Genomic DNA, 22,262 nt, shown 5'->3' on the forward strand with positions numbered 1-22,262 from the left:
TATTAGGCACGCCGCCAGCGTTCATCCTGAGCCAGGATCAAACTCTCCAATAAAGTTAGTTTGTCTAGCATCTAAAAATAAAAATTGACGTTTCACGTTGTTTGTTTCGTTTAGTTTTCAAAGTTCAATATCGCGTTTCAGCGACTTTTATAATATATCATAGTATATTATTTTCGTCAACAAGTTTTTCAAGATAATTTGTATCTCTCATTTGCTGACTCTGCCTATTATATAGACTTCCCTATCACTATGCAAGTATTATTATAAAAAAATAAGAGGGGGGGAAAATCCACCCTCTTATTCTTCAGAAGAAACCTCTTCATTAGATTCTTCTTCTTCATCTTTCTGTGCTTTTGCTACTGTCGCTACCTCTTGCTCATCCTCTAAACGAATTAGACGAACACCTTGTGTATTACGTCCCATTTGAGAGATTTGATCAACTGGCATACGAATAATAACGCCTGCTGCTGTAATTAGCATGATGTCTTCTTCACCTGTTACAGACTTAACCGCTACTAACTTACCGTTTTTATCTGTAATGTTACAAGTCTTAAGACCTTTACCACCACGACTTTGTAGTCGATACTCTTCAACTGGAGTACGCTTACCATACCCGTTTTTCGTTACAATTAAGACATTCGTATCTTCTTCAACAATTTCCATACCTACTACTTGGTCCTCTTCGCCTAGTGTAATAGCTTTTACACCAGCTGCATTACGGCCCATAGAACGTACATCTTGTTCATTGAAGCGAATTAACATACCGTTGCTTGTCCCTACGATAATATCTTTATTGCCAGATGTTAAACGTACAGAAATCACTTCATCTTCTTCACGAAGAGAAATTGCAATTAAACCGTTCGTACGTATATTTGCAAATGATGAAAGTGGCGTTCTCTTAGAAATACCTTGTTTCGTTGTAAAGAATAAGAACTGGTCGTCACCAAATTCACGAATTGGAATAATGGCATTGATCCACTCACCCTTATCTACCCCTAATAGGTTAATAATTGGTAGCCCTTTTGCAGTACGACTATACTCTGGGATTTCGTATCCTTTCGTACGGTATACTTTACCCTTGTTTGTAAAGAATAAAATATGATCATGAGTAGACGTTGTTAATAAATGTTCAACAAAGTCATCGTCATTCGTACCCATTCCTTGTACACCACGTCCCCCACGGTTCTGTGTTTTGTACGTAGAAGCTGGTAACCTCTTAATATAACCGTTATGAGTTAACGTAATCGCAATATTTTGCTCAGGAATTAAATCTTCATCTTCAATAAATTCCATACCGCCGATTGTAATCTCTGTTCGTCTCTTATCATTGAAACGCTCTTTTACTTCTGTTAATTCTTCACGAATAATCTCAAGAACTTTCTCTTCATCTGCTAAAATTGCTTTTAATTCAGCAATTAACTTCATTAAGTCTTGATATTCTTGCTCGATTTTTTCACGTTCTAATCCAGTTAAGCGTTGCAGACGCATATCTAAAATCGCTTGCGCTTGTTTCTCACTTAAACCGAAACGTTCCATTAAACCTTGTTTTGCAATATCAGCCGTTTTTGAACTACGAATTAAAGTAATAACTTCATCAAGATGATCTAAAGCAATTCGTAATCCTTCTAAAATATGAGCACGTGCCTCTGCTTTTTCTAATTCATAAGCAGTACGCCTACGAATTACTACCTTCTGATGCTCCAAATAATGATATAAGTTTTGTTTTAAATTTAGTACTTGAGGCTCTCCATTTACAAGAGACAACATATTAATACCGAAACTTGTTTGAAGTGCTGTATGTTTATATAGATTGTTTAATAGTACGTTTGCATTGGCATCACGACGTACTTCCATGACAATACGCATACCATTTCGGTCTGATTCATCACGTAAATCTGTAATGCCTTCAATTTTCTTATCGCGAACTAATTCTGCGATTTTTTCAATTAATCGTGCCTTATTAACTTGATAAGGCAGTTCCGTTACGATAATAGATTGTTTACCATTTGATTTCTCTTCAATTTCAACTTTGGCACGAAGCATAATAGAACCTCGTCCTGTTTCATAAGCTCTACGGATGCCACTTCGCCCTAAGATTAAACCTGATGTCGGGAAGTCTGGCCCAGGAATATATTCCATTAATTCCGCGATAGTGATATCCGGGTTATGGCTTAATGCCAACACACCATCAATTACTTCGCCAAGTTGATGCGGCGGAATGTTCGTTGCCATACCAACTGCAATACCTGTCGTACCGTTTACTAATAAATTAGGGAAACGCGCTGGTAATACAATCGGCTCTCTTTCCGAACCATCGTAGTTATCTTGATAATCAATTGTATTTTTTGAAATATCACGTATTAATTCCATAGAAATCTTAGACATTCTTGCCTCTGTATAACGCATTGCCGCTGCTGAATCTCCATCTACAGAACCGAAGTTACCATGCCCATCTACAAGCATATAACGTTGACTGAAATCTTGCGCCATACGTACCATTGTTTCATAAACGGCTGAATCACCATGAGGGTGATACTTACCAATTACTTCACCGACAATACGTGCTGATTTCTTATACGCTTTATCAGCTGTAATTCCTAAATCATTCATCGCATATAAAACCCTACGATGCACAGGTTTTAATCCATCACGAACATCTGGTAATGCACGAGATACGATAACACTCATTGCGTAATCTAAAAATGAGGTACGCATTTCATGACTAATATTAATTTCTCGAATTCGTGCTTGTTGTTGATTGTCTGACATCAACGAGCACCTCCTCTTACGTTTCCGTTACACATACATTGATTTATATGTAGAAGACAGGAATACTTAGGTTCCTGTCATTACTCATTTAAATATCAAGGTTTTTCACGTATTTTGCATTCTCTTGGATAAAGTTACGACGTGGTTCCACTTTATCACCCATTAAAATTTCAAATGTTTCGTCTGCTTCTATTGCATCTTGAAGAGAAACTTGAAGTAACGAACGTACTTCTGGATCCATTGTCGTTTCCCATAGCTGAGTTGGATTCATCTCTCCAAGACCTTTATAACGTTGAATTCCTGGTTTCGGCTGGGCTGGTAGCTCAGCTAATATTTTTTCAAGTTCCTTATCATTATAAGCATATTGAATTTTTTTACCTTGTTGTACTTTAAACAAAGGTGGCTGTGCGATATATATATATCCACACTCAATTATTTGACGCATATAACGATAGAAGAACGTTAATAATAGGGTACGAATATGCGCACCATCAACATCAGCATCGGTCATAATAATAACTTTATGATAGCGTGCTTTTTCAATATCGAAGTCTCCACCAATATTTGTACCGATCGCCGTAATAATTGTACGAACTTCATCATTTGATAAAATCTTATCTAAGCGTGCCTTTTCAACATTAATAATTTTACCTTTCAGCGGTAAAATCGCTTGAAAATGACGATCGCGTCCTTGTTTTGCAGATCCACCCGCAGAGTCACCCTCTACGATATAAATTTCACTAATTGCTGGATCTTTAGAAGAACAATCTGCCAATTTCCCTGGTAAACTTGAAACTTCTAAAGCACTCTTTCGGCGAGTTAGTTCACGAGCCTTTTTAGCCGCTACACGCGCACGTGCTGCCATCGTTCCTTTATCTACAACCTTACGTGCAACATTGGGATTTTCCAGTAAGAATTTTTCAAAAGCCTCAGAGAATACCGACTCAGTAATCGTTCTCGCTTCACTATTTCCAAGTTTCGTCTTCGTTTGCCCTTCGAATTGTGGATTTGGATGTTTAATTGACACGATTGCTGTTAAACCTTCACGAACATCTTCACCAGTCAAATTACTATCCGCATCTTTTAAAATGTTATTTTTACGACCATAATCGTTAATCACACGTGTTAAGGCAGTTTTAAATCCTACCTCATGTGTACCACCTTCATACGTATGAATATTATTTGTAAATGAGTAAATATGATTTGTATATCCTTCGTTATATTGAAGTGCAACTTCAACTTGAATACCATCTTTTGAACCTTCTACATATACAGGCTCTTCATGAATTGGTTGTTTTGAACGATTTAAATGTTCAACATATGATTTAATTCCACCTTCATAGTGGAACTCTTTCTTTTGCTTATGTTCACGTTTATCTTCAATTGTTAATTTAATATTACGATTTAAAAACGCCAACTCACGCATACGAGTCGCTAGCGTATCGAATTCATATTCTGTCGTCTCTTTAAAAATTTCTGGATCCGGTTTAAAGCGAGTTATTGTTCCAGTCTTATCTGTATCACCAATGACTTTTAAATCTGCAACCGGAATACCTCTTTCGTATTTTTGGTAATGGATTTTGCCATCACGATGTACAAATACTTCTAATTCTGTTGATAAGGCATTTACAACAGATGCACCAACACCATGCAAACCACCAGAAACTTTATAACCGCCACCGCCAAATTTACCACCAGCGTGGAGGACAGTCATAATAACCTCTACTGCAGGACGTCCCATTTTTTCTTGTATACCAACTGGAATACCACGTCCATTATCCGTTACAAGAATACTATTATCTTCTTCGATACTAACGTTAATTTCATCGCAATATCCTGCTAATGCTTCATCGATACTATTATCGACAATCTCCCATACAAGGTGGTGAAGTCCCTTTCCACTCGTAGATCCAATATACATACCCGGACGTTTCCGAACTGCCTCTAGTCCTTCAAGTACCTGTATCTGACTCTCATCATATGCATTTTCTTGCATTTGTTTTTGTTCCATTGACACAAAGATCACCTACTTTTCCATTTAAACAGGGGTTTATGCCCTATCTATTTCACAATCTACCGTGCCGTTCGTTACATGAATTGTTTTCGCATCTTTTAATGTTTCGTGTTCAATTCCGTCGACACTCGTCGTTGTAACAAATGTTTGCACCTTTCCTTGAATTGTATTTAACAGATGTGATTGACGATAATCGTCTAATTCTGATAAAACATCATCCAGCAAAAGGATTGGATATTCTTTAACCTCTGAATAAATTAATTCAATTTCAGCTAATTTTAGGGATAGTGCGGTCGTTCGTTGTTGTCCTTGCGAACCAAAGACTTGAACATTTTTACTATTAACGAAGAATTGTAAATCATCACGATGAGGACCAATTAAAGTCGTACCACGGAAAATCTCACGTTGTTTCACAGATTGAAAACTTTCATAGTATACTTCTTTTATTTTCGACAAATCCATTGATTCTGATACATCTACACTTGGTTTATAGACAATTTCTAACTCTTCTAATCCACGGCTTATACCGCGATGAATTGGAGCTGCCCATTCCTGTAGCAAATGCAAAAATTCAAAACGTTTTTGTAGTATTTTTGCACCATGCTCAATTAGTTGAAGTGTAAATACATCCAACATCGTTTCCTCATTCTTACTATTCCCTTGCATCTTTTTCAACAAGTGATTTCGTTGCGTGAGCACCTTTTGATATTGACTTAATTCATACAAATACACAGGAGCTATTTGTCCTAATTCCATATCTAAAAAGCGTCTTCTTACTTGAGGGCTTCCTTTTACAAGATTTAAATCTTCTGGGGCAAACATGACAACGTTCATCACGCCAATGTACTGGCTTAACTTTTGTTGTTCAAGTTGATTTAATTTTGCCTTTTTACCTTTTTTAGAAATATTTAATTCCAAAGACAAAGAACTGTTTCTTTTTTGTAATTTCCCTTTAATTTGACCAAAATCTTCATCCCAACGGATAAGGTCGCGATCATTAGAGGTTCTATGAGATTTCGCCATCGCTAAAACATAAATAGCTTCCATCAAGTTTGTTTTCCCTTGTGCATTTTCGCCGATAATTACATTTACCTTATCTTCAAAGGAAAGCTCTAATTTTTCATAATTGCGATAGTTTTTTAATTGTATTTCTGAAATAAACAAAGGGCTCCCCCTTTATGCCTGAACTTGGAAAGTTCCGCTTCCTGGAATTTCAATAACATCATTCGCATATAGTTTGCGACCTCTTCTATTTTCAAGTTCGTTGTTCACGTACACTTCATATTCTTGTAAAAACCATTTTACAGCGCCACCTGTATCAATTACATCAGCTAACTTTAAAAATTGTCCTAGTGTAATATACTCTGTTGAAATTTTAATATGTTTCATAAAATCGCTCACTTTCTGAAAGTGTTCATTCTTTCATTGTACTAAATAAACTAACATTAGGAAAGTAATACCCAAAAATCAAATAAGGGCCACTAGCATCTTTAAACTAGCAACCCTTATTCCTTACCTAGTAAGTACGAACCGGTAAAATTAATTGAATAATTGAATCATCATTTACTGTACGAATTAAGAACGGTCTCATCGCCCCAGTAAAACTAACTTTAATCTCTGTACTATCCAAAGCTTTCAATGCATCCATCATATATTTTGCACTAAAAGATATTTTTAACTCTTCTCCATCTACTTTTTCACATTGTACTTCTTCGACAACTTTTCCGATTTCTGGTGAATTCGAAGAAATCTCTAGCATTTCTTGCTCTAAAGTTGATAATTTGACAACGTTATTGCGGCCATCTCTCGCTAATAGTGAAGCACGATCAATTGCTTGTAGGAATTCTTTTGTATTCACAAAAATATCCGTTTTACTCTCTGCTGGAATTAAACGTGTCGTATCTGGATAATTTCCTTCTAACAATCTTGAGAAGAATAATAAATGCTTTGTACGGAATAATACTTGATACTCCGTAATAACAATATCCACCATTTCTTCAGACTCATCTAGAATCTTACTTAATTCATTTAAGCTCTTACCTGGGATAACAACATTAGCTTGAAATTCATCTGCAATATTATGTCCTTCGATTTTTGCTTTTCGAAGTGCCAGTCTATGACTATCTGTTGCAATACAAGTTAACTCGCTGTTATATACCTTCCAGTTTACACCTGTCAAGATTGGTCTTGTTTCAGAAGTAGAAACTGCAAATACAGTTTGTCTGATCATATGCTTAAGTAAATCTGTTGGTATCTTAAATACATGATGTTCTTCAATCTGTGGTAATAACGGATATTCTGCAGAATCTAAACCATTTAAGTTAAACTCTGATTTTCCAGATTTTATTTTTGTCATAAAATGATTTTCCACAGAAATTTCGACAGTATCTCTAGGTAGTTTTTTTACAATCTCACTAAAATATTTTGCTTGTAAAACAATGCTTCCTGATTGAGCTATTTCTACAATTTCTTTTCCATCTTCTTCGACTGGAATAAACGATTCAATAGAAATATCAGCATCGCTTCCTGTTAATGTAACCCCTTCTTCAGTAGCTACAACTTTAATTCCTGTAAGGATGGGGATTGTTGTACGAGAAGAAACGGCCTTCATTACATCTTGTACACCTCTTACAAGATAGTCTTTTTGTATTGTAAAACGCATAAAGAAAAACCTCCGGTAAGTATAAGATTTTATTTAATTAATAAAGATAAAAAATAGTAGTAATAGTAATAGGGCTTGTGGATATGTGGATAACCCCTTTGAAGGATGTAAAAACAGTCTATCTACATGTGGATAGACTGTGCGTAAAACAAGGTAAGTTATTCACACTATTCAGCTACTACTTTAAAATACCATTAATTTCTTCAACTTGCTTTTGTAATTGTGTATCGGTTTTTAGTAGTTTAGAAATTTTTTCATGGGCATGGATAACTGTTGTATGATCACGTCCACCAAATTCTTCACCTATTTTTGGTAAAGAGGAATCCGTAAGTTCGCGTGATAAATACATTGCAATTTGGCGAGGAAACGCAACTGATTTTGTACGTTTTTTCGCTTTAAAATCTTCTAATTTCACTTGATAAACGTCTCCGACAGCTTTTTGAATATCATAAATAGAGATAATTTTCGGCTTAGAATTTGGAATAATATCTTTAAGTGCTTCAGCTGCTAAATCAGCATTAATATCTTTATTAATTAAAGATGAATAAGCTACAACTCGGATAAGTGCACCTTCTAATTCACGAATATTTGAATCAATTTGATTTGCGATATAAAGCATAACTTCATTTGGTATATCAAGTCCTTCAGCTTTTGCTTTTTTGCGTAAAATTGCAATTCGTGTCTCTAAATCTGGCGGCGTAATATCTGTAATAAGTCCCCATTCAAAGCGAGAACGAAGACGATCTTCTAAGGTTGGAATTTCTTTTGGTGGTCGATCACTAGAAATTACAATTTGTTTACTTTCTTCGTGTAATGCATTAAATGTATGGAAAAACTCTTCCTGAGTTTGTTCTTTTCCAGCAAGAAATTGAATATCATCTATCAGTAAAACATCTACGTTGCGATATTTATTACGAAAATCAACAGCTTTATTATCACGAATAGAGTTAATAAATTCATTAGTGAATTTTTCTGATGATAAATATACAACTTTTGCATTTGGATTATGTTCAATTACATAATGACCAATCGCGTGCATTAAATGCGTCTTTCCAAGCCCAACTCCCCCGTAAATAAAGAGTGGATTATACGCTTTAGCTGGCGCCTCGGCTACAGCTAATGAAGCTGCATGGGCAAAACGGTTACCAGAGCCAATAACAAATGTATCAAATGTATATTTTGGATTTAACATGCTCTGTGGTAAATGAGCCGAATCATCTTGTGCTGGATTCCGCTTAACTGGAGGAAGATCAATGTCCTCTTCAGCTTGACTTTGGGGAATAATAAAGCGGATTGCTAATTTTGCCCCTGTTAAATCGTATAGTGTTTCTGAAATTAGTTCTGAGTAATGAGATTCTAGCCAGTCACGAGCAAATTCATTTGGAGCTGTAATCGTTAATACGTCTTTCTTCAAGTTATGAGCCGTTGTTGATTTTAACCATGTTTCATAACTAGGTTTGCTTACCTTTTTTTCTAATTCTTTTAAGGCACTATTCCATAAATCAGAGATATTTTCCAAAGGTGTCCCTCCTTTACTAAGATGGTAAAAGAATAAGGTTGCGCAACAAATGTACAACCTAATAAATATAAAATGTATATTTATACGAAACGTATTTTAAAACCTAAAAACGTCGTTTGTATATGAGATAGGGTTTTCGACAAAAAAAGCAAATGTGGACAACTATTTACCCACATGTGATTAAAACTGTCCACATGTTATACACAAATTGTGGATAAGATAAAGATGTGGAAAACTTATTCAAAGTGAAAACACAACTATAATATCAAAAAAAAGTGGCTATAGCAATGAATTTAAGAAAGTTATCCACAAAATCAATACCTTGTGGAATAAATTTGTCCACAACACGATATACTGTGTAAAAGTGGGAAAAAAGTTTGTGGATATAAAAAACGTGAAAAAACATTTATCCACAAGGAAATATAGATGCTGTGAAAAAGTATGTGAATAGGTTCAAAATGAATATTTGATGAAAATTTCTAGAACCATTGACATTTTCCTAGTTGATTAACTATAATTTATAGGACTGTCTTTAACAGATATTCCTCAGGGAGGTGTCATATAATGAAAAGAACTTACCAACCAAATAAACGTAAGCGCAGCAAAGTACATGGTTTCCGCAGCCGTATGAGCACAGCGAACGGACGTAAAGTGCTAGCAGCTCGTCGTCGTAAAGGAAGAAAAGTATTATCTGCGTAGACCACTGATCGTTCAGTGGTCTTTTTTTCTAATAATAGTGAATTTCCGCTGATGAAATACAGGAGTGTCAATTGATATGAAGAAAAAACATCGTATAAAGAAGAATGATGAATTCCAGGCGGTTTTTCAAAAAGGAAAATCAAATGCGAATCGTCAGTTTGTTGTATACCAATTAGATAAAGAAGAACAGCCAAACTTTCGCATCGGCCTTTCTGTTAGCAAGAAAATAGGAAATGCAGTAGTTCGTAATCGAATTAAGCGCATGGTCCGTCAGGCTATTACAGAGTTAAAAGATGAGATAGATTCTGGAAAAGATTTTGTTATAATAGCAAGGAAGCCTTGTGCAGAGATGACATATGAAGAAGTAAAGAAAAGCTTAATTCATGTCTTTAAACGCTCTGGTATGAAAAGAATAAAAAAGTAGCGTAAGGAAATGAATTACACTATATACATACCGATACAAGGAGGAGTAGGCTTTGAAAAAGAAATTAGGTTTACTAGCCATGGTCGTTGCATTAATGGCGATTGCCACCGGTTGTAGTGAAACAGGTCAGCCGATTACATCGAAAAGTACTGGGATTTGGAATGAATATTTCGTATATCCGCTTTCTCAGTTAATCACGTATTTTGCCGACTTATTTAACAGTAATTACGGTTTAGCAATTGTTATTACAACTCTTATCATTCGTTTTGCATTATTACCATTAATGATTAAACAAACAAAGAGTACAAAGGCAATGCAAGCGTTACAACCAGAAATGGTGAAGTTAAAAGAGAAATATAGTTCTAAAGATCAAGCAACACAGCAAAAACTACAACAAGAAATGATGCAGTTATATCAAAAGAATGGTGTAAATCCATTGGCAGGATGTTTACCGATATTTGTTCAGATGCCTATTTTATTCGCGTTTTATCATGCGATTATGAGAACAACAGCAATTAGTGAACATACATTTTTATGGTTTGATTTAGGACAGGCAGATCCGTTCTATATCTTACCGGTTGTTGCAGCAATTACGACATTTATTCAGCAAAAGCTTGCAATGGCAGGAACAGCTGGTCAAAATCCGCAAATGGCAATGATGCTTTGGCTTATGCCGATTATGATTTTAATCTTTGCGATTAACTTCCCAGCAGCATTATCACTTTACTGGGTTGTTGGTAATATCTTTGGGATTGCTCAAATGTACTTTATCAAAGGGCCAGAGATTAAGGCTAGCAAAGCTGGAGGCTCAAGCAAGTGAGTGTAATTACTGCTAAAGGACAAACAGTCGAGCTGGCAGTAGAGGATGCTTTAAGGCAATTAAATACATCAAAAGATCAAGTAGATATAAATATTGTCGATGAGGGTAAAAGAGGATTCCTTGGTTTATTTGGGAATCGTCCTGCAGTAGTAGAAGTTGTATTGAAGAAAGACCCAATTCAGGAATGTGAAGAATATTTAAGAAATGTTATTCACAATATGGGTGTGGAAGTTGAAATTAGTAAAATTGTAAAAGGACGCGAAATCGAATTTACAATTTCTGGTGATGATGTAGGAGTTTTAATTGGAAAAAGAGGTAATACATTGAACTCTTTACAGTATTTAACAAAACTTGTCGCGAATCGTAACACGAAGCAGTATATCGGTATTACACTAGATGCTGAAAATTATCGTAGTAAAAGAAAAAGTACGTTAGAATCACTTTCTTATCGATTAGCGAAACAAGTATCTAATACGAAAAAAAGAGTTATTTTAGAACCGATGCCATCTTTTGAACGAAAAATTATTCATCAGGCATTATCAAATCATCAAGGTATCAAAACAACTTCTGAAGGAAATGAACCACATCGGCATGTTGTAATATCTCCTAAATGACCGGTTGCTCAAATGAGTGCCGGTTTTTTTGAGCGAAAAATAGATGTGGATAACTAAAAAACACTAAACTTATCCACTGTGAATAAGTTTAGTGTTTTTTACATGGGGATATAATAAAATGAGTTATTCTTCTTTTGTAGATAGGTTCGTTATGGTATCCTAATAATTTAGTGAGAGAAATAATCATGTTGAAATAGAGATAAATAAGCAAGTGAGGTGAAAGGACATGGAATTTGATACAATTGCTGCGATTTCCACAGCGCTTGGAGAGGGTGCAATTGCCATTGTTCGAGTAAGTGGGGATGATGCGGTTGAGAAAGTTGACCGTATTTTTAAAGGGAAGGATTTAACAGAGGTTCCTTCTCACACTATTCATTATGGTCATATCGTTGATTTAGATACAAATCAAGTTATTGAAGAAGTTATGGTGTCTATTATGCGCGCACCAAGGACTTTTACACGTGAAAATATAGTTGAAATTAACTGTCATGGTGGACTTGTTTCAGTAAATAAAGTATTGCAACTTATTCTAGCACAAGGAGTACGATTGGCAGAACCGGGCGAATTTACAAAACGTGCTTTTTTAAATGGACGTATCGATTTATCACAAGCAGAAGCTGTTATGGATTTGATTCGAGCAAAAACAGATCGTGCGATGAATGTAGCAATTAATCAAATGGAAGGGCGATTATCTAAATTAATTGGTCGCCTACGTCAAGAAATATTAGAAACGTTAGCTCATGTTGAGGTAAATATAGATTATCCAGAATACGATGATGTAGAAGAGATGACACATAATATTTTAATTGAGAAAGCGACGCATGTTCGTTCGGAAATCGAAAAAATATTAGAAACATCAAAACAAGGGAAAATTTTACGTGAAGGTATTGCTACAGCAATTATCGGTAGACCTAACGTTGGGAAATCATCGTTATTAAATAGTCTTGTTCAGGAGAAAAAGGCAATTGTAACTGATATTGCAGGAACAACTCGTGATGTTATTGAAGAGTACGTTAATGTGCGTGGTGTACCTCTTAAACTTATAGATACAGCCGGTATTCGTGAGACAGAAGATGTTGTTGAACGAATTGGTGTGGAGCGTTCAAAAGAAATGATGAGCCAAGCGGATTTAGTATTAGTTGTTGTCAACTATAGCGAGGCTTTAACAAATGAGGATGAAGATCTATTCCGTGCGGTACAAGGAAAAGACTTTATTGTTATTGTGAATAAGACTGATTTACCGCAAACGATTGATATGGAACGTGTTACAGAGTTAGCCGCGGGAAATCGTGTTATTACAACATCTTTAATTGAGGAACAAGGAATAGATGAACTAGAAAAGGCAATAGCTGATTTATTCTTTGAAGGAACAATTGATTCTGCAGATATGACATATGTTTCTAATACGAGACATATTGGATTATTAACACAAGCGGGACAAACAATCGGTGATGCAATTGAGGCGATAGAAAATGGTGTGCCAATTGATATGGTACAAATTGATTTAACAAGAACGTGGGAAATACTTGGTGAAATTACTGGTGACACAGTTCATGAAAGCTTAATTGACCAGTTGTTCTCTCAATTTTGTTTAGGAAAATAATATAGTGATGTTTTAGAAAGATAGAGATTATTAGGAGGAATAAACAATGGGATACAATGCCGGTTCATACGATGTCATAGTAATCGGTGCAGGTCATGCAGGATGTGAAGCTGGTCTTGCGGCAGCACGAATGGGCTCAAAAACATTAATGTTAACAATTAACTTAGATATGGTAGCGTTCATGCCATGTAACCCTTCTGTTGGTGGACCAGCAAAAGGGATTGTTGTTCGTGAAATTGATGCATTAGGCGGAGAAATGGGACGTAATATTGATAAAACTCATATTCAAATGCGTATGCTAAATACAGGTAAGGGCCCAGCTGTACGTGCGCTTCGAGCGCAAGCTGATAAATTCTCTTACCAACATGAATTGAAGAAAACAATTGAGGAAACACCAAACTTATCGTTGTTCCAAGGAATGGTAGAGCGTTTAATCGTTGAAGAAGGTGTATGTAAAGGGGTAGTTACACAAGCTGGTGCAGAATATACAGCGAAAACCGTTGTAATTACGACTGGAACATTTTTACGTGGCGAGATTATCATGGGCGATTTAAAATATTCAAGCGGTCCAAATAATCAACAACCTTCTATTACATTATCTGAGCATTTAGAGGAGCTCGGATTTGATCTTGTTAGATTTAAAACAGGGACACCTCCGCGTGTAAACAGTAATACAATTGACTACAGTAAAACAGAAATTCAACCAGGTGATGATAAGTCGCGTTCGTTCTCTTTTGAAACAACGAAATTTATTATGGATCAAATTCCATGTTGGTTGACATATACAAGTACAGAAACACACCGTTTAATAGATGAAAATTTACATCGTTCAGCTATGTATTCTGGTATGATTAAAGGAACAGGTCCTAGGTACTGTCCTTCTATTGAAGACAAAGTAGTAAGATTTAATGACAAACCACGTCATCAAATTTTCTTAGAGCCAGAAGGGCGTAATACACAAGAAGTATATGTACAAGGTTTATCCACAAGCCTACCAGAAGATGTACAACGTGACATGCTTAGAACAATTCCAGGCCTAGAAAATGTTGAAATGATGCGCACAGGTTATGCAATTGAATATGATGCAATTGTGCCAACACAATTATGGCCAACACTTGAAACGAAAAAGATTAAAAATTTATATACAGCAGGACAAATTAATGGAACTTCTGGTTACGAAGAGGCGGCAGGACAAGGGCTTATGGCTGGGATTAATGCAGCATGCCGTTCTTTAGGTAAAAAAGAAGTTGTTTTAGGCCGCGAGGATGCTTATATTGGTGTCTTAATTGATGATCTTGTAACGAAAGGTACAAATGAACCATATCGTTTATTAACGTCTCGTGCAGAATACCGTCTATTATTACGCCACGATAATGCTGATCTTCGTTTAACTGAAGTTGGTCGTGAAATTGGGTTAATTAAAGAAGAGCGCTATGAGCGATTTACAAATAAAAAATTACAAATTGAACAGGAAAAGGAACGTTTAAGCAGCATTATTATTAAACCACGTCCTGAAGTTCAAGAATTAATTCGCAATATTGGTGGAAGTGAATTGAAAGATGGAATACGTGCAAGTGACTTATTACGTCGTCCAGAGATGACATATGAGCATATTCATCTTTTAGTACCAAGTGAAGTAGAATTAAGCGATGAAGTTACAGAACAAGTTGAAATTCAGATTAAGTACGAAGGATATATTGAAAAATCTTTACAGCAAGTAGAGCGTATGAAGAAAATGGAGAGTAAAAAAATCCCTGTAGATATTGATTATGACGCGATTTCTAGCCTTGCTTCAGAAGCTAGACAGAAATTGAAAGATGTTCGTCCACTTTCAATGGGGCAGGCTTCACGTATTTCTGGCGTAAATCCAGCGGATATTTCCATTTTACTTGTGTATATAGAACAAGGAAAAATTGCGCGCGTATCGAACCAATAACATAGTAAGGAGATATTGCTAGATGAACATAGAACAATTTCAATCTATGCTAGAAGAGAAGGGAATCACCCTCTCTTCTAGACAGTTAGAGCAGTTCAAAATCTACTTTGAAACATTAGTAGAGTGGAATGAAAAAATGAATTTAACGGCTATTACAGAAAAAGAAGAAGTATATTTAAAACACTTTTTTGATTCCATTACAGCTGCTTTTTATTATGATTTTTCAAAACCATTCTCAATTTGCGATGTTGGTGCAGGGGCTGGATTCCCAAGTATTCCTTTGAAAATCTGTTTCCCGCACTTAAAAGTAACGATTGTAGATTCATTGCAAAAACGTATTAATTTCTTAAATCACTTAGCACAAAAGTTAGAATTAAGTGACGTTGCATTTTGTCACGATCGTGCTGAAACATTTGGGAAAAAAGAAGGTGTACGTGAATCATACGATATTGTAATGGCACGTGCAGTTGCGCGTCTTTCTGTATTAAGTGAGCTATGTTTACCACTTGTAAAAGTTGGAGGAACATTCATTGCAATGAAAGGTGCAGCAGCAAACGAGGAAATTGAAAATGGCAAGTATGCTTTAGAGGTGCTAGGCGGAGAATTAAAAGAGATGTCTACGTTCCAATTACCGTTTGAAGAGAGTGAACGTAATATTTTATTAATCGAGAAAAAGCGCAAGACACCAAAGAAATATCCACGCAAACCGGGAACACCCAATAAATTACCTATTGAAAAATAAATCTTATTAGACGTAAGATTAAATTATATAAATGAAAACGTAAATGTTTCATAGGAAACATTTTATGGAGAATAGTCAATAGGCCTAAAAGGTGGTGGAATATGTATGAAAAATACGTTTTCTCGTTTATTTGGCTTTGGAGATAAAGAGAGCGAATTCGAATTACAAGACGAAAGCCATGAAGAGATAGATAAAAAGGTATATGAAGAAATACAAGAAATTCCGATAGTAAATATTACCCCTAACCGTTATCAACCAAGAACAGTTTTTGATGATGCGCGTATTGATGAGCTAGCATTAACGATTCGTACACATGGACTTATTCAGCCGATTGTTGTAAGGCAATATGAGGATGACAAGTACGAGATTATTGCTGGAGAAAGACGTTTTCGTGCAGCAACAAAGTTAGGGTGGGAAAAGGTTCCTGCAATTATAAAGAACTTAAATGATACAGAGACAGCTTCTGTAGCTTTAATTGAAAACTTGCAACGTGAGGAACTAACGGCAATCGAGGAAGCTGTGGCATATCAAAAGCTAATTGAGTTACATAATTTAACACAAGAAGCATTGGCACAACGACTTGGAAAAGGACAATCTACAATCGCAAATAAGTTGCGATTGTTAAAGTTGCCTGAAGAAATAAAAAGTGCATTATTAGAAAAAAGCATTACAGAACGTCACGCCCGCGCTCTCATTCCTTTAAAAAATGAGGAATTACAACTGAAGGTTTTACAGGAAATTGTGGAGAAACAACTGAATGTAAAGCAAACAGAAGAACGAATTGCGAAGTTACTAGAGGAAGCAAAACCGAAGCGTAAGGCAAAGCAAAAAGCAGTAAGTCGAGATACGAGGATTGCTATGAATACAATTAGACAATCTTTACAAATGGTTACTGAAAGTGGTTTGAATGTTAATTCTGAGGAAGAAGAATTTGATGAGTACTATCAAATTACAATTAAAATTCCAAAGAAAAAATAATAATGACGTGTTAGAGACCTTATCCTATTGGAGAGGTCTCTTTTACTATATTTTCTTGTTAAATGAAGAAGGAGTTTAGAAATAAATTTTGAAGTTTAATAAAGGACGTAAAAGAAAAAGTTTTATTTCATGTTACAATAAACGTAATTGTTACTAGAATAAGATAGAAAGGTTGAAAGTAGGTGACATCATGGGAAAAATCATTGCTATTGCTAATCAAAAAGGCGGTGTTGGAAAAACCACAACATCTGTTAATTTAGGGGCTGGATTGGCACAAGTAGGTAAAAAAGTCCTTCTCGTAGATATTGATGCTCAAGGAAATGCAACGACTGGTGTGGGGATTGAAAAATCTGAATTAGATCAATGTATTTACAATGTTCTTGTGGAAGATGCAGATGTTCAAGGGGTTATACAGAAAACCGCAACTGAAAACTTAGATGTTCTACCCGCTACAATTCAATTGGCTGGTGCTGAAATTGAATTGGTACCGACTATTTCCCGGGAAGTACGTTTGCAAAGAGCATTACAGCCAGTTCGTGATGAATATGATTATATTATTATCGACTGTCCCCCGTCTTTAGGGTTATTAACGATTAATGCATTAACAGCAGCAGATTCGGTTATTATTCCGGTACAGTGTGAATATTACGCACTAGAAGGCTTAAGTCAGCTATTAAATACAGTTCGACTTGTACAAAAACATTTAAATAAAAATTTAGCAATTCAAGGCGTATTGTTAACGATGTTGGATGCCCGTACAAATTTAGGGATCCAAGTTATAGATGAAGTGAAAAAGTATTTTAGGGATAAAGTATATCGCTCGATTATTCCGCGTAATGTACGCTTGAGCGAGGCTCCAAGTCATGGGAAACCTATTATGCAGTATGACGCTAAATCAAGAGGAGCAGAAGTATATATAGATTTAGCAGAGGAAGTGATTGCAGGTGGCTAAAGGATTAGGAAGAGGAATTAATGTGTTTTTTCCTGATTTAGATGTGAAAGAAGAGGAAACAATCCAGGAGATTCTTGTAACTGAATTAAGGCCAAATCCATATCAACCGCGTAAACACTTTAATAAAGAGGCTATTCAGGAATTAGCAATTTCGATTAAGGAACACGGTATTTTACAACCATTAATTGCTAGGAAGAGTATTAAAGGATATGAAATCGTTGCAGGTGAAAGACGATTTCGTGCTGCAAAAGAGGCTGGTTTAGAAAAAGTACCTGCGGTTGTAAGACAATTAACTGAACAGCAAATGATGGAATTTGCTTTGTTAGAAAACTTACAACGAGAAGATTTAAATCCTATGGAAGAGGCAATGGCATACCAGATGTTAATGAATGAGCTAAATGTAACGCAAGAACAATTAGCAAAACGTCTTGGCAAAAGCAGACCTTACATTGCAAATTATACTCGGTTATTAAGCCTCCCTTCGTTCGTCCAAGATATGATTGCAAATGGTCAACTTTCAATGGCTCATGGGAGAACTTTACTTACGATAAAAGATGAAGAGCAATTGAAGTCCTTATTGAAACGCATTGAAAAAGAAGGATTAAATGTTCGTCAATTAGAGAAAATCGTCCAAGAGATTAATCAACACGTTTCACGTGAAACAAAAAAAGTGAAAAAAGAGCGAAATATATTTTTCGTAGAACGTGAAACGTTCTTAAGAGAAAAGTTTGGCACAGATGTGAAAATTAAAGAGACGAAAAAAGAAAAAGGTAAAATCGAAATTGAATTTTTTAATAAAGAAGATTTAAATCGTATTTTAGAACTATTATCACAGAAAAATTAAAGAGCAAACCATCTTATTATTTATAGATGGTTTGCTTTTTTTAATGCGGATAATTTTTGATCTGTCTCTTTTATACTTTGTGCGATTACATCAGCCATTTTCATGACTAAACTTAATCTTGTATTTTGAAGAACGAAAAACTCCATAAACCCATTTAGATTGACGATACCGTGTATATGCAAATCACCAACTGCAGGTAATTTCTTATTCATAGCAGCTCCAGGTTTACTAGGTCCCTTTCCAGTAGTAATTGACCCGATATTTTGGGACTTTCCTAAACATGCATCAACAGCAATTATAAATGCAGTAGGATATTCTTTCTGTATATTCTGAATTTTTTCTTCTAGATTTAGCGCATGTACGGGCTCATCGAGTGTACCGAATACTTGGAGGTTTTTGATGTCTATTTGTTCAAGTTTTGTACCAACTAACGGGCCAAGTGCGTCACCTGTAGAACGATCTGTTCCGATACAAACGAGAATGAGTGGTATATTAGTTTTAATAGGAATATGGGTAAGTAAGAAATTACTGATTATCTCAGAGGCTTCTAGATCTTGGTGCATAACGTTTTGAGTTTCTTTCTCAAAAAATGGTAAACGAAAACTTCCAATATTCATGAAGCACCCATCCTTTTAATAAATTTTCAATATATGTTATATGGTGAGAAAAATGGAAAGCTATAAGTGCGTAATTTTTGCAAAATGTGAATGAAAACGGAAATAATAGTACTAGTATATATATATTCGTTCCATTTTATACCTGAATGACGGGTATAAAATAGGATTAAAATCATAAAATTTTTTCAGCAATTAGAGGACTTCTGATACAATAATAAGGATAACTAAAAAGAAATTTTAGCTAGAGAGGTAGAGGTACATGGATTTATTAACGAAGTGGTTTAATTCTACGAAACAGTATTTATTAGATGCTGATCGTTGGGCTCATATTGGAGTTGCGACATTAAAAATATGTATTATTTTAATAATTGGTGCAGTTGTTGTGCGAATTGCAAGAGCGGTTGTACGAAATGCGTTTCGTATGGGGAGTCGTTCTCCAATTCAAATTTCAGAACGTCGTACAGTTACAGTAGCGAAATTACTTGAAAATATTGTAGCGTACGTTGTTATGTTCATTATGCTAATTGCGATTTTAGGTGTGTTTGATATTAATGCATCAGGTTTATTAGCGGGGGCCGGGGTAATTGGTTTAGCAGTCGGATTTGGTGCTCAAAGTTTAGTGAAAGACGTTATTACAGGTTTATTTATTTTGCTAGAAGATCAGTTTTCAGTTGGCGATTATGTTAAAATCGGTCAATTTGAAGGAGTCGTTTTAGAAATTGGACTCCGCACAACGAAAGTAAAGAGTTGGACAGGTGAAATTCATACTTTACCAAACGGAAGTATTATTCAAGTTACTAACTACTCAGTTAGTAATAGTGTAGCTTTTGTTGATGTATCTATTTCATATGAGGCTGATATTGCGAAAGCAGAGCAGGTTATTGAAGATTTATTAGTAGAGTTACCTTCAAAGTACGAAAAAATGGTAACAACACCTCAATTATTAGGTGTGCAAACATTAGCTGCATCAGAAGTTATATTACGCGTTATTGCTGAAGTAGAGCCGATGCAACATGCAGTTATTGCAAGGGCACTTCGTAAAGAGATTAAAAATCGTCTTGATTTACATGGAATTGAAATTCCATATCCACGTATGGTTTTATATAATCGTGAAGAATTGGTTAGTGGAAAAGCAATTTAGTATGGAGAGGAGTTTGAAGAGTGGAGCAAAAGGAATATAACTTGTACGATGTTGTGGAAATGAAGAAAGCACATCCATGTGGCGAGAATCGTTGGAAAATTATTCGTATGGGAATGGATATCCGCATTAAGTGCGAGGGATGTGACCATTCAGTAATGATTACTCGAAGAGAGTTTGATCGTAAGGTGAAAAAAATACTTGTGAAGCACGAAGAATAGAGGGAGAGTAACAGTTACAGTAGGTAACTGTTACTTTTTTTCGTTTGGCGGAAACTTGTCATTTTTTTCGTTACTATCTATAATGATGAAAGATTGAGACATAGGAGTGAAAAATATGGGATTAACGGCTGGGATTGTTGGATTACCTAACGTAGGGAAGTCCACTTTATTTAATGCAATTACACAAGCAGGAGCAGAATCTGCGAACTATCCATTCTGTACAATTGATCCAAACGTAGGAATTGTAGAAGTACCAGATGAGCGTTTAAATAAATTAACGGAATTAGTAGAACCGAAAAAGACTGTTCCGACTGTATTCGAGTTTACTGATATTGCAGGTATCGTAAAAGGTGCTAGTAAAGGTGAAGGTTTAGGAAATAAATTCTTATCTCACATTCGTCAAGTAGATGCAATTTGTCAAGTTGTTCGTTGTTTTGAAGACGAAAATATTACGCACGTTTCAGGGAAAGTAGATCCAATTGATGATATCGAAACAATCAACTTAGAGCTAATTTTAGCGGACTTAGAGTCTGTTGATAAGCGTATCGAGCGTGTTGCGAAATTAGCAAGACAAAAAGATAAAGAAGCTGTATATGAGCATGAAATTTTAGTTCGTTTAAAAGAAGCTTTTGAAGAGGGGAAACCAGCTCGTACTGTTGAATTTACAGAAGAGCAAATGAAGATTGTTAAAGGCCTTCATTTACTTACAACAAAAGAAATGTTATACGTAGCGAACGTAAGTGAAGACGATGTTATCGATCCTTCAGAAAATAAATACGTACAAATGGTAAAAGAATTTGCAGAAAATGAAAATTCTCAAGTAATCGTTGTATGTGCAAAAATCGAATCAGAAATTGCTGAATTAGACGAGGAAGAGAAAAAAGTATTCCTTGAAGAATTAGGTATTGAAGAGTCTGGTTTAGATCAATTAATTCGTGCAGCATATGACCTATTAGGACTTGCTACTTACTTTACAGCTGGCGTTCAAGAAGTACGTGCTTGGACATTTAAACAAGGTATGAAGGCACCACAATGTGCTGGCGTTATCCATACAGACTTTGAGCGTGGATTTATTCGTGCAGAAACAGTTTCTTACGATGACTTAATGACAAACGGTTCTATGACAGCTGCAAAAGAAGCTGGAAAAGTACGTTTAGAAGGAAAAGAGTATATCGTAAAAGACGGAGATGTTATGCACTTCCGTTTTAACGTTTAATTTAATATTTCCTAGGAAAAATAAAGATATGAGCTTGGCGAATATATTATATGTTTGCCAAGTTTTTTATGTATTGGTGAGTTGATTCATATAACTTACTATGATATAATCTAAACTCGTGAGTAATTACTATAAATTAATTGCTCCTTGCCCATTATGGGCCGTTTAGACCAAAAGGAGGTGAAAGTGTAATGAGAAAGTACGAAATTATGTACATCATTCGTCCTGGCGTTGAAGAAGAAGCTCAAAAAGCTTTAGTTGAACGTTTTGCAGGTGTTTTAACAAACAATGGTGCAGAAATCATTAACACGAAAGAGTGGGGTAAGCGTCGTTTAGCTTACGAAATCAACGACTTACGTGAAGGTTTCTACATGATCTTAAACGTGAACTCTAACGCAGAAGCGATTAACGAATTCGACCGTTTAGCTAAGATCAACGAAGACATCCTTCGTCATATCGTTGTTAAAGAAGAAGAAAAATAATTGATATATAAG

The 22,262-nt window shown here is 35.5% G+C and carries 21 protein-coding genes; 14 read left to right on the plus strand and 7 right to left on the minus strand.

The genetic code is table 11. The annotated features are described in order from the left end of the window. Nucleotides 1-297: 297 nt before the first annotated feature. From gyrA to dnaA, 6 genes are all read right to left on the minus strand, one after another. Nucleotides 298-2,769: a DNA gyrase subunit A gene (gene gyrA / locus MR170_RS16130; RefSeq protein ID WP_242308632.1), complete on the minus strand. Its 2,472-nt coding sequence runs from the start codon at nucleotides 2,767-2,769 to the stop codon at nucleotides 298-300. An 88-nt stretch (nucleotides 2,770-2,857) separates the two neighbouring features. Then, nucleotides 2,858-4,780: a DNA topoisomerase (ATP-hydrolyzing) subunit B gene (gene gyrB / locus MR170_RS16135; protein WP_000435980.1), complete on the minus strand. Its 1,923-nt coding sequence runs from the start codon at nucleotides 4,778-4,780 to the stop codon at nucleotides 2,858-2,860. Nucleotides 4,781-4,819: 39 nt separating this feature from the next. Continuing rightward, a complete protein-coding gene (recF, locus tag MR170_RS16140) occupies nucleotides 4,820-5,947 on the minus strand; it encodes a DNA replication/repair protein RecF (protein ID WP_242308634.1) in 1,128 nt (375 codons plus the stop codon). 12 nt (nucleotides 5,948-5,959) lie between these two features. After that, the gene (yaaA, locus tag MR170_RS16145) at nucleotides 5,960-6,172 is read right to left on the minus strand and encodes a S4 domain-containing protein YaaA (RefSeq protein ID WP_000680510.1); all 213 of its coding nucleotides are present in this window, start codon (nucleotides 6,170-6,172) and stop codon (nucleotides 5,960-5,962) included. A 127-nt stretch (nucleotides 6,173-6,299) separates the two neighbouring features. Further along, nucleotides 6,300-7,445, minus strand: a complete 1,146-nt coding sequence (gene dnaN, locus MR170_RS16150) for a DNA polymerase III subunit beta (protein ID WP_016079538.1) — start codon at nucleotides 7,443-7,445, stop codon at nucleotides 6,300-6,302. Nucleotides 7,446-7,623: 178 nt separating this feature from the next. Continuing rightward, on the minus strand, nucleotides 7,624-8,964 hold the full coding sequence (dnaA, locus tag MR170_RS16155; RefSeq protein ID WP_000428018.1) for a chromosomal replication initiator protein DnaA: 1,341 nt from the start codon (nucleotides 8,962-8,964) through the stop codon (nucleotides 7,624-7,626). Between the two features lie 564 nt (nucleotides 8,965-9,528). On the opposite strand from dnaA, the gene rpmH reads away from it, so the two are divergent. From rpmH to spo0J, 10 genes are all read left to right on the plus strand, one after another. After that, nucleotides 9,529-9,663, plus strand: coding sequence for a 50S ribosomal protein L34 (rpmH, locus tag MR170_RS16160; RefSeq protein WP_000831901.1), 135 nt, complete (start codon nucleotides 9,529-9,531; stop codon nucleotides 9,661-9,663). 76 nt (nucleotides 9,664-9,739) lie between these two features. Next, a complete protein-coding gene (gene rnpA / locus MR170_RS16165; protein WP_000726621.1) occupies nucleotides 9,740-10,087 on the plus strand; it encodes a ribonuclease P protein component in 348 nt (115 codons plus the stop codon). Between the two features lie 52 nt (nucleotides 10,088-10,139). Next, nucleotides 10,140-10,907: a YidC family membrane integrase SpoIIIJ gene (spoIIIJ, locus tag MR170_RS16170; RefSeq protein ID WP_000727741.1), complete on the plus strand. Its 768-nt coding sequence runs from the start codon at nucleotides 10,140-10,142 to the stop codon at nucleotides 10,905-10,907. Continuing rightward, nucleotides 10,904-11,521 (plus strand): RNA-binding cell elongation regulator Jag/EloR, encoded by a 618-nt coding sequence (gene jag, locus MR170_RS16175; protein ID WP_016079540.1) that lies wholly within the window; start codon nucleotides 10,904-10,906, stop codon nucleotides 11,519-11,521. Before spoIIIJ ends, jag begins: the two co-directional genes overlap by 4 nt. A gap of 226 nt (nucleotides 11,522-11,747) precedes the next feature. After that, nucleotides 11,748-13,124, plus strand: coding sequence for a tRNA uridine-5-carboxymethylaminomethyl(34) synthesis GTPase MnmE (mnmE, locus tag MR170_RS16180; RefSeq protein WP_242308636.1), 1,377 nt, complete (start codon nucleotides 11,748-11,750; stop codon nucleotides 13,122-13,124). 46 nt (nucleotides 13,125-13,170) lie between these two features. Continuing rightward, the gene (gene mnmG, locus MR170_RS16185; protein ID WP_242308638.1) at nucleotides 13,171-15,060 is read left to right on the plus strand and encodes a tRNA uridine-5-carboxymethylaminomethyl(34) synthesis enzyme MnmG; all 1,890 of its coding nucleotides are present in this window, start codon (nucleotides 13,171-13,173) and stop codon (nucleotides 15,058-15,060) included. A gap of 22 nt (nucleotides 15,061-15,082) precedes the next feature. Next, entirely contained in the window at nucleotides 15,083-15,802 is a 720-nt protein-coding gene (gene rsmG, locus MR170_RS16190) for a 16S rRNA (guanine(527)-N(7))-methyltransferase RsmG (protein ID WP_001019628.1), read from the plus strand. Between the two features lie 105 nt (nucleotides 15,803-15,907). Beyond that, on the plus strand, nucleotides 15,908-16,780 hold the full coding sequence (gene noc / locus MR170_RS16195; protein ID WP_000799016.1) for a nucleoid occlusion protein: 873 nt from the start codon (nucleotides 15,908-15,910) through the stop codon (nucleotides 16,778-16,780). A gap of 190 nt (nucleotides 16,781-16,970) precedes the next feature. Then, nucleotides 16,971-17,732 (plus strand): sporulation initiation inhibitor protein Soj, encoded by a 762-nt coding sequence (gene soj / locus MR170_RS16200; protein WP_000516114.1) that lies wholly within the window; start codon nucleotides 16,971-16,973, stop codon nucleotides 17,730-17,732. Next, the gene (spo0J, locus tag MR170_RS16205; protein ID WP_080117058.1) at nucleotides 17,725-18,576 is read left to right on the plus strand and encodes a stage 0 sporulation protein Spo0J; all 852 of its coding nucleotides are present in this window, start codon (nucleotides 17,725-17,727) and stop codon (nucleotides 18,574-18,576) included. The genes soj and spo0J overlap by 8 nt, the downstream gene beginning before the upstream one ends. A 20-nt stretch (nucleotides 18,577-18,596) precedes the next feature. Here the strand turns inward: spo0J and yyaC are convergent, their stop codons facing one another. Continuing rightward, nucleotides 18,597-19,193, minus strand: a complete 597-nt coding sequence (gene yyaC / locus MR170_RS16210) for a spore protease YyaC (RefSeq protein ID WP_016079544.1) — start codon at nucleotides 19,191-19,193, stop codon at nucleotides 18,597-18,599. 259 nt (nucleotides 19,194-19,452) lie between these two features. On the opposite strand from yyaC, the gene MR170_RS16215 reads away from it, so the two are divergent. From MR170_RS16215 to rpsF, 4 genes are all read left to right on the plus strand, one after another. Then, a complete protein-coding gene (locus MR170_RS16215; RefSeq protein ID WP_000365111.1) occupies nucleotides 19,453-20,334 on the plus strand; it encodes a mechanosensitive ion channel family protein in 882 nt (293 codons plus the stop codon). A gap of 20 nt (nucleotides 20,335-20,354) precedes the next feature. Then, on the plus strand, nucleotides 20,355-20,552 hold the full coding sequence (locus MR170_RS16220; protein ID WP_000435486.1) for a DUF951 domain-containing protein: 198 nt from the start codon (nucleotides 20,355-20,357) through the stop codon (nucleotides 20,550-20,552). A gap of 115 nt (nucleotides 20,553-20,667) precedes the next feature. After that, on the plus strand, nucleotides 20,668-21,768 hold the full coding sequence (gene ychF / locus MR170_RS16225) for a redox-regulated ATPase YchF (RefSeq protein WP_000524670.1): 1,101 nt from the start codon (nucleotides 20,668-20,670) through the stop codon (nucleotides 21,766-21,768). Between the two features lie 191 nt (nucleotides 21,769-21,959). Further along, nucleotides 21,960-22,250: a 30S ribosomal protein S6 gene (gene rpsF / locus MR170_RS16230; RefSeq protein ID WP_001233781.1), complete on the plus strand. Its 291-nt coding sequence runs from the start codon at nucleotides 21,960-21,962 to the stop codon at nucleotides 22,248-22,250. The last annotated feature ends 12 nt before the right edge of the window (nucleotides 22,251-22,262 follow it).

Source organism: Bacillus cereus group sp. BfR-BA-01524 (assembly GCF_022662595.1).
Taxonomy (GTDB): domain Bacteria; phylum Bacillota; class Bacilli; order Bacillales; family Bacillaceae_G; genus Bacillus_A; species Bacillus_A thuringiensis_S.

Excerpts from the sequence above, each read along its gene's own strand:
- gyrA (WP_242308632.1), bottom strand. The coding sequence starts at position 2,769 with ATGTCAGACAATCAACAACAAGCACGAATTCGAGAAATTAATATTAGT.
- gyrB (WP_000435980.1), bottom strand. The coding sequence starts at position 4,780 with ATGGAACAAAAACAAATGCAAGAAAATGCATATGATGAGAGTCAGATA.
- yaaA (WP_000680510.1), bottom strand. The coding sequence starts at position 6,172 with ATGAAACATATTAAAATTTCAACAGAGTATATTACACTAGGACAATTT.
- dnaN (WP_016079538.1), bottom strand. The coding sequence starts at position 7,445 with ATGCGTTTTACAATACAAAAAGACTATCTTGTAAGAGGTGTACAAGAT.
- rpmH (WP_000831901.1), top strand. The coding sequence starts at position 9,529 with ATGAAAAGAACTTACCAACCAAATAAACGTAAGCGCAGCAAAGTACAT.
- rnpA (WP_000726621.1), top strand. The coding sequence starts at position 9,740 with ATGAAGAAAAAACATCGTATAAAGAAGAATGATGAATTCCAGGCGGTT.
- mnmE (WP_242308636.1), top strand. The coding sequence starts at position 11,748 with ATGGAATTTGATACAATTGCTGCGATTTCCACAGCGCTTGGAGAGGGT.
- mnmG (WP_242308638.1), top strand. The coding sequence starts at position 13,171 with ATGGGATACAATGCCGGTTCATACGATGTCATAGTAATCGGTGCAGGT.
- rsmG (WP_001019628.1), top strand. The coding sequence starts at position 15,083 with ATGAACATAGAACAATTTCAATCTATGCTAGAAGAGAAGGGAATCACC.
- noc (WP_000799016.1), top strand. The coding sequence starts at position 15,908 with ATGAAAAATACGTTTTCTCGTTTATTTGGCTTTGGAGATAAAGAGAGC.
- soj (WP_000516114.1), top strand. The coding sequence starts at position 16,971 with ATGGGAAAAATCATTGCTATTGCTAATCAAAAAGGCGGTGTTGGAAAA.
- yyaC (WP_016079544.1), bottom strand. The coding sequence starts at position 19,193 with ATGAATATTGGAAGTTTTCGTTTACCATTTTTTGAGAAAGAAACTCAA.
- MR170_RS16215 (WP_000365111.1), top strand. The coding sequence starts at position 19,453 with ATGGATTTATTAACGAAGTGGTTTAATTCTACGAAACAGTATTTATTA.
- ychF (WP_000524670.1), top strand. The coding sequence starts at position 20,668 with ATGGGATTAACGGCTGGGATTGTTGGATTACCTAACGTAGGGAAGTCC.
- rpsF (WP_001233781.1), top strand. The coding sequence starts at position 21,960 with ATGAGAAAGTACGAAATTATGTACATCATTCGTCCTGGCGTTGAAGAA.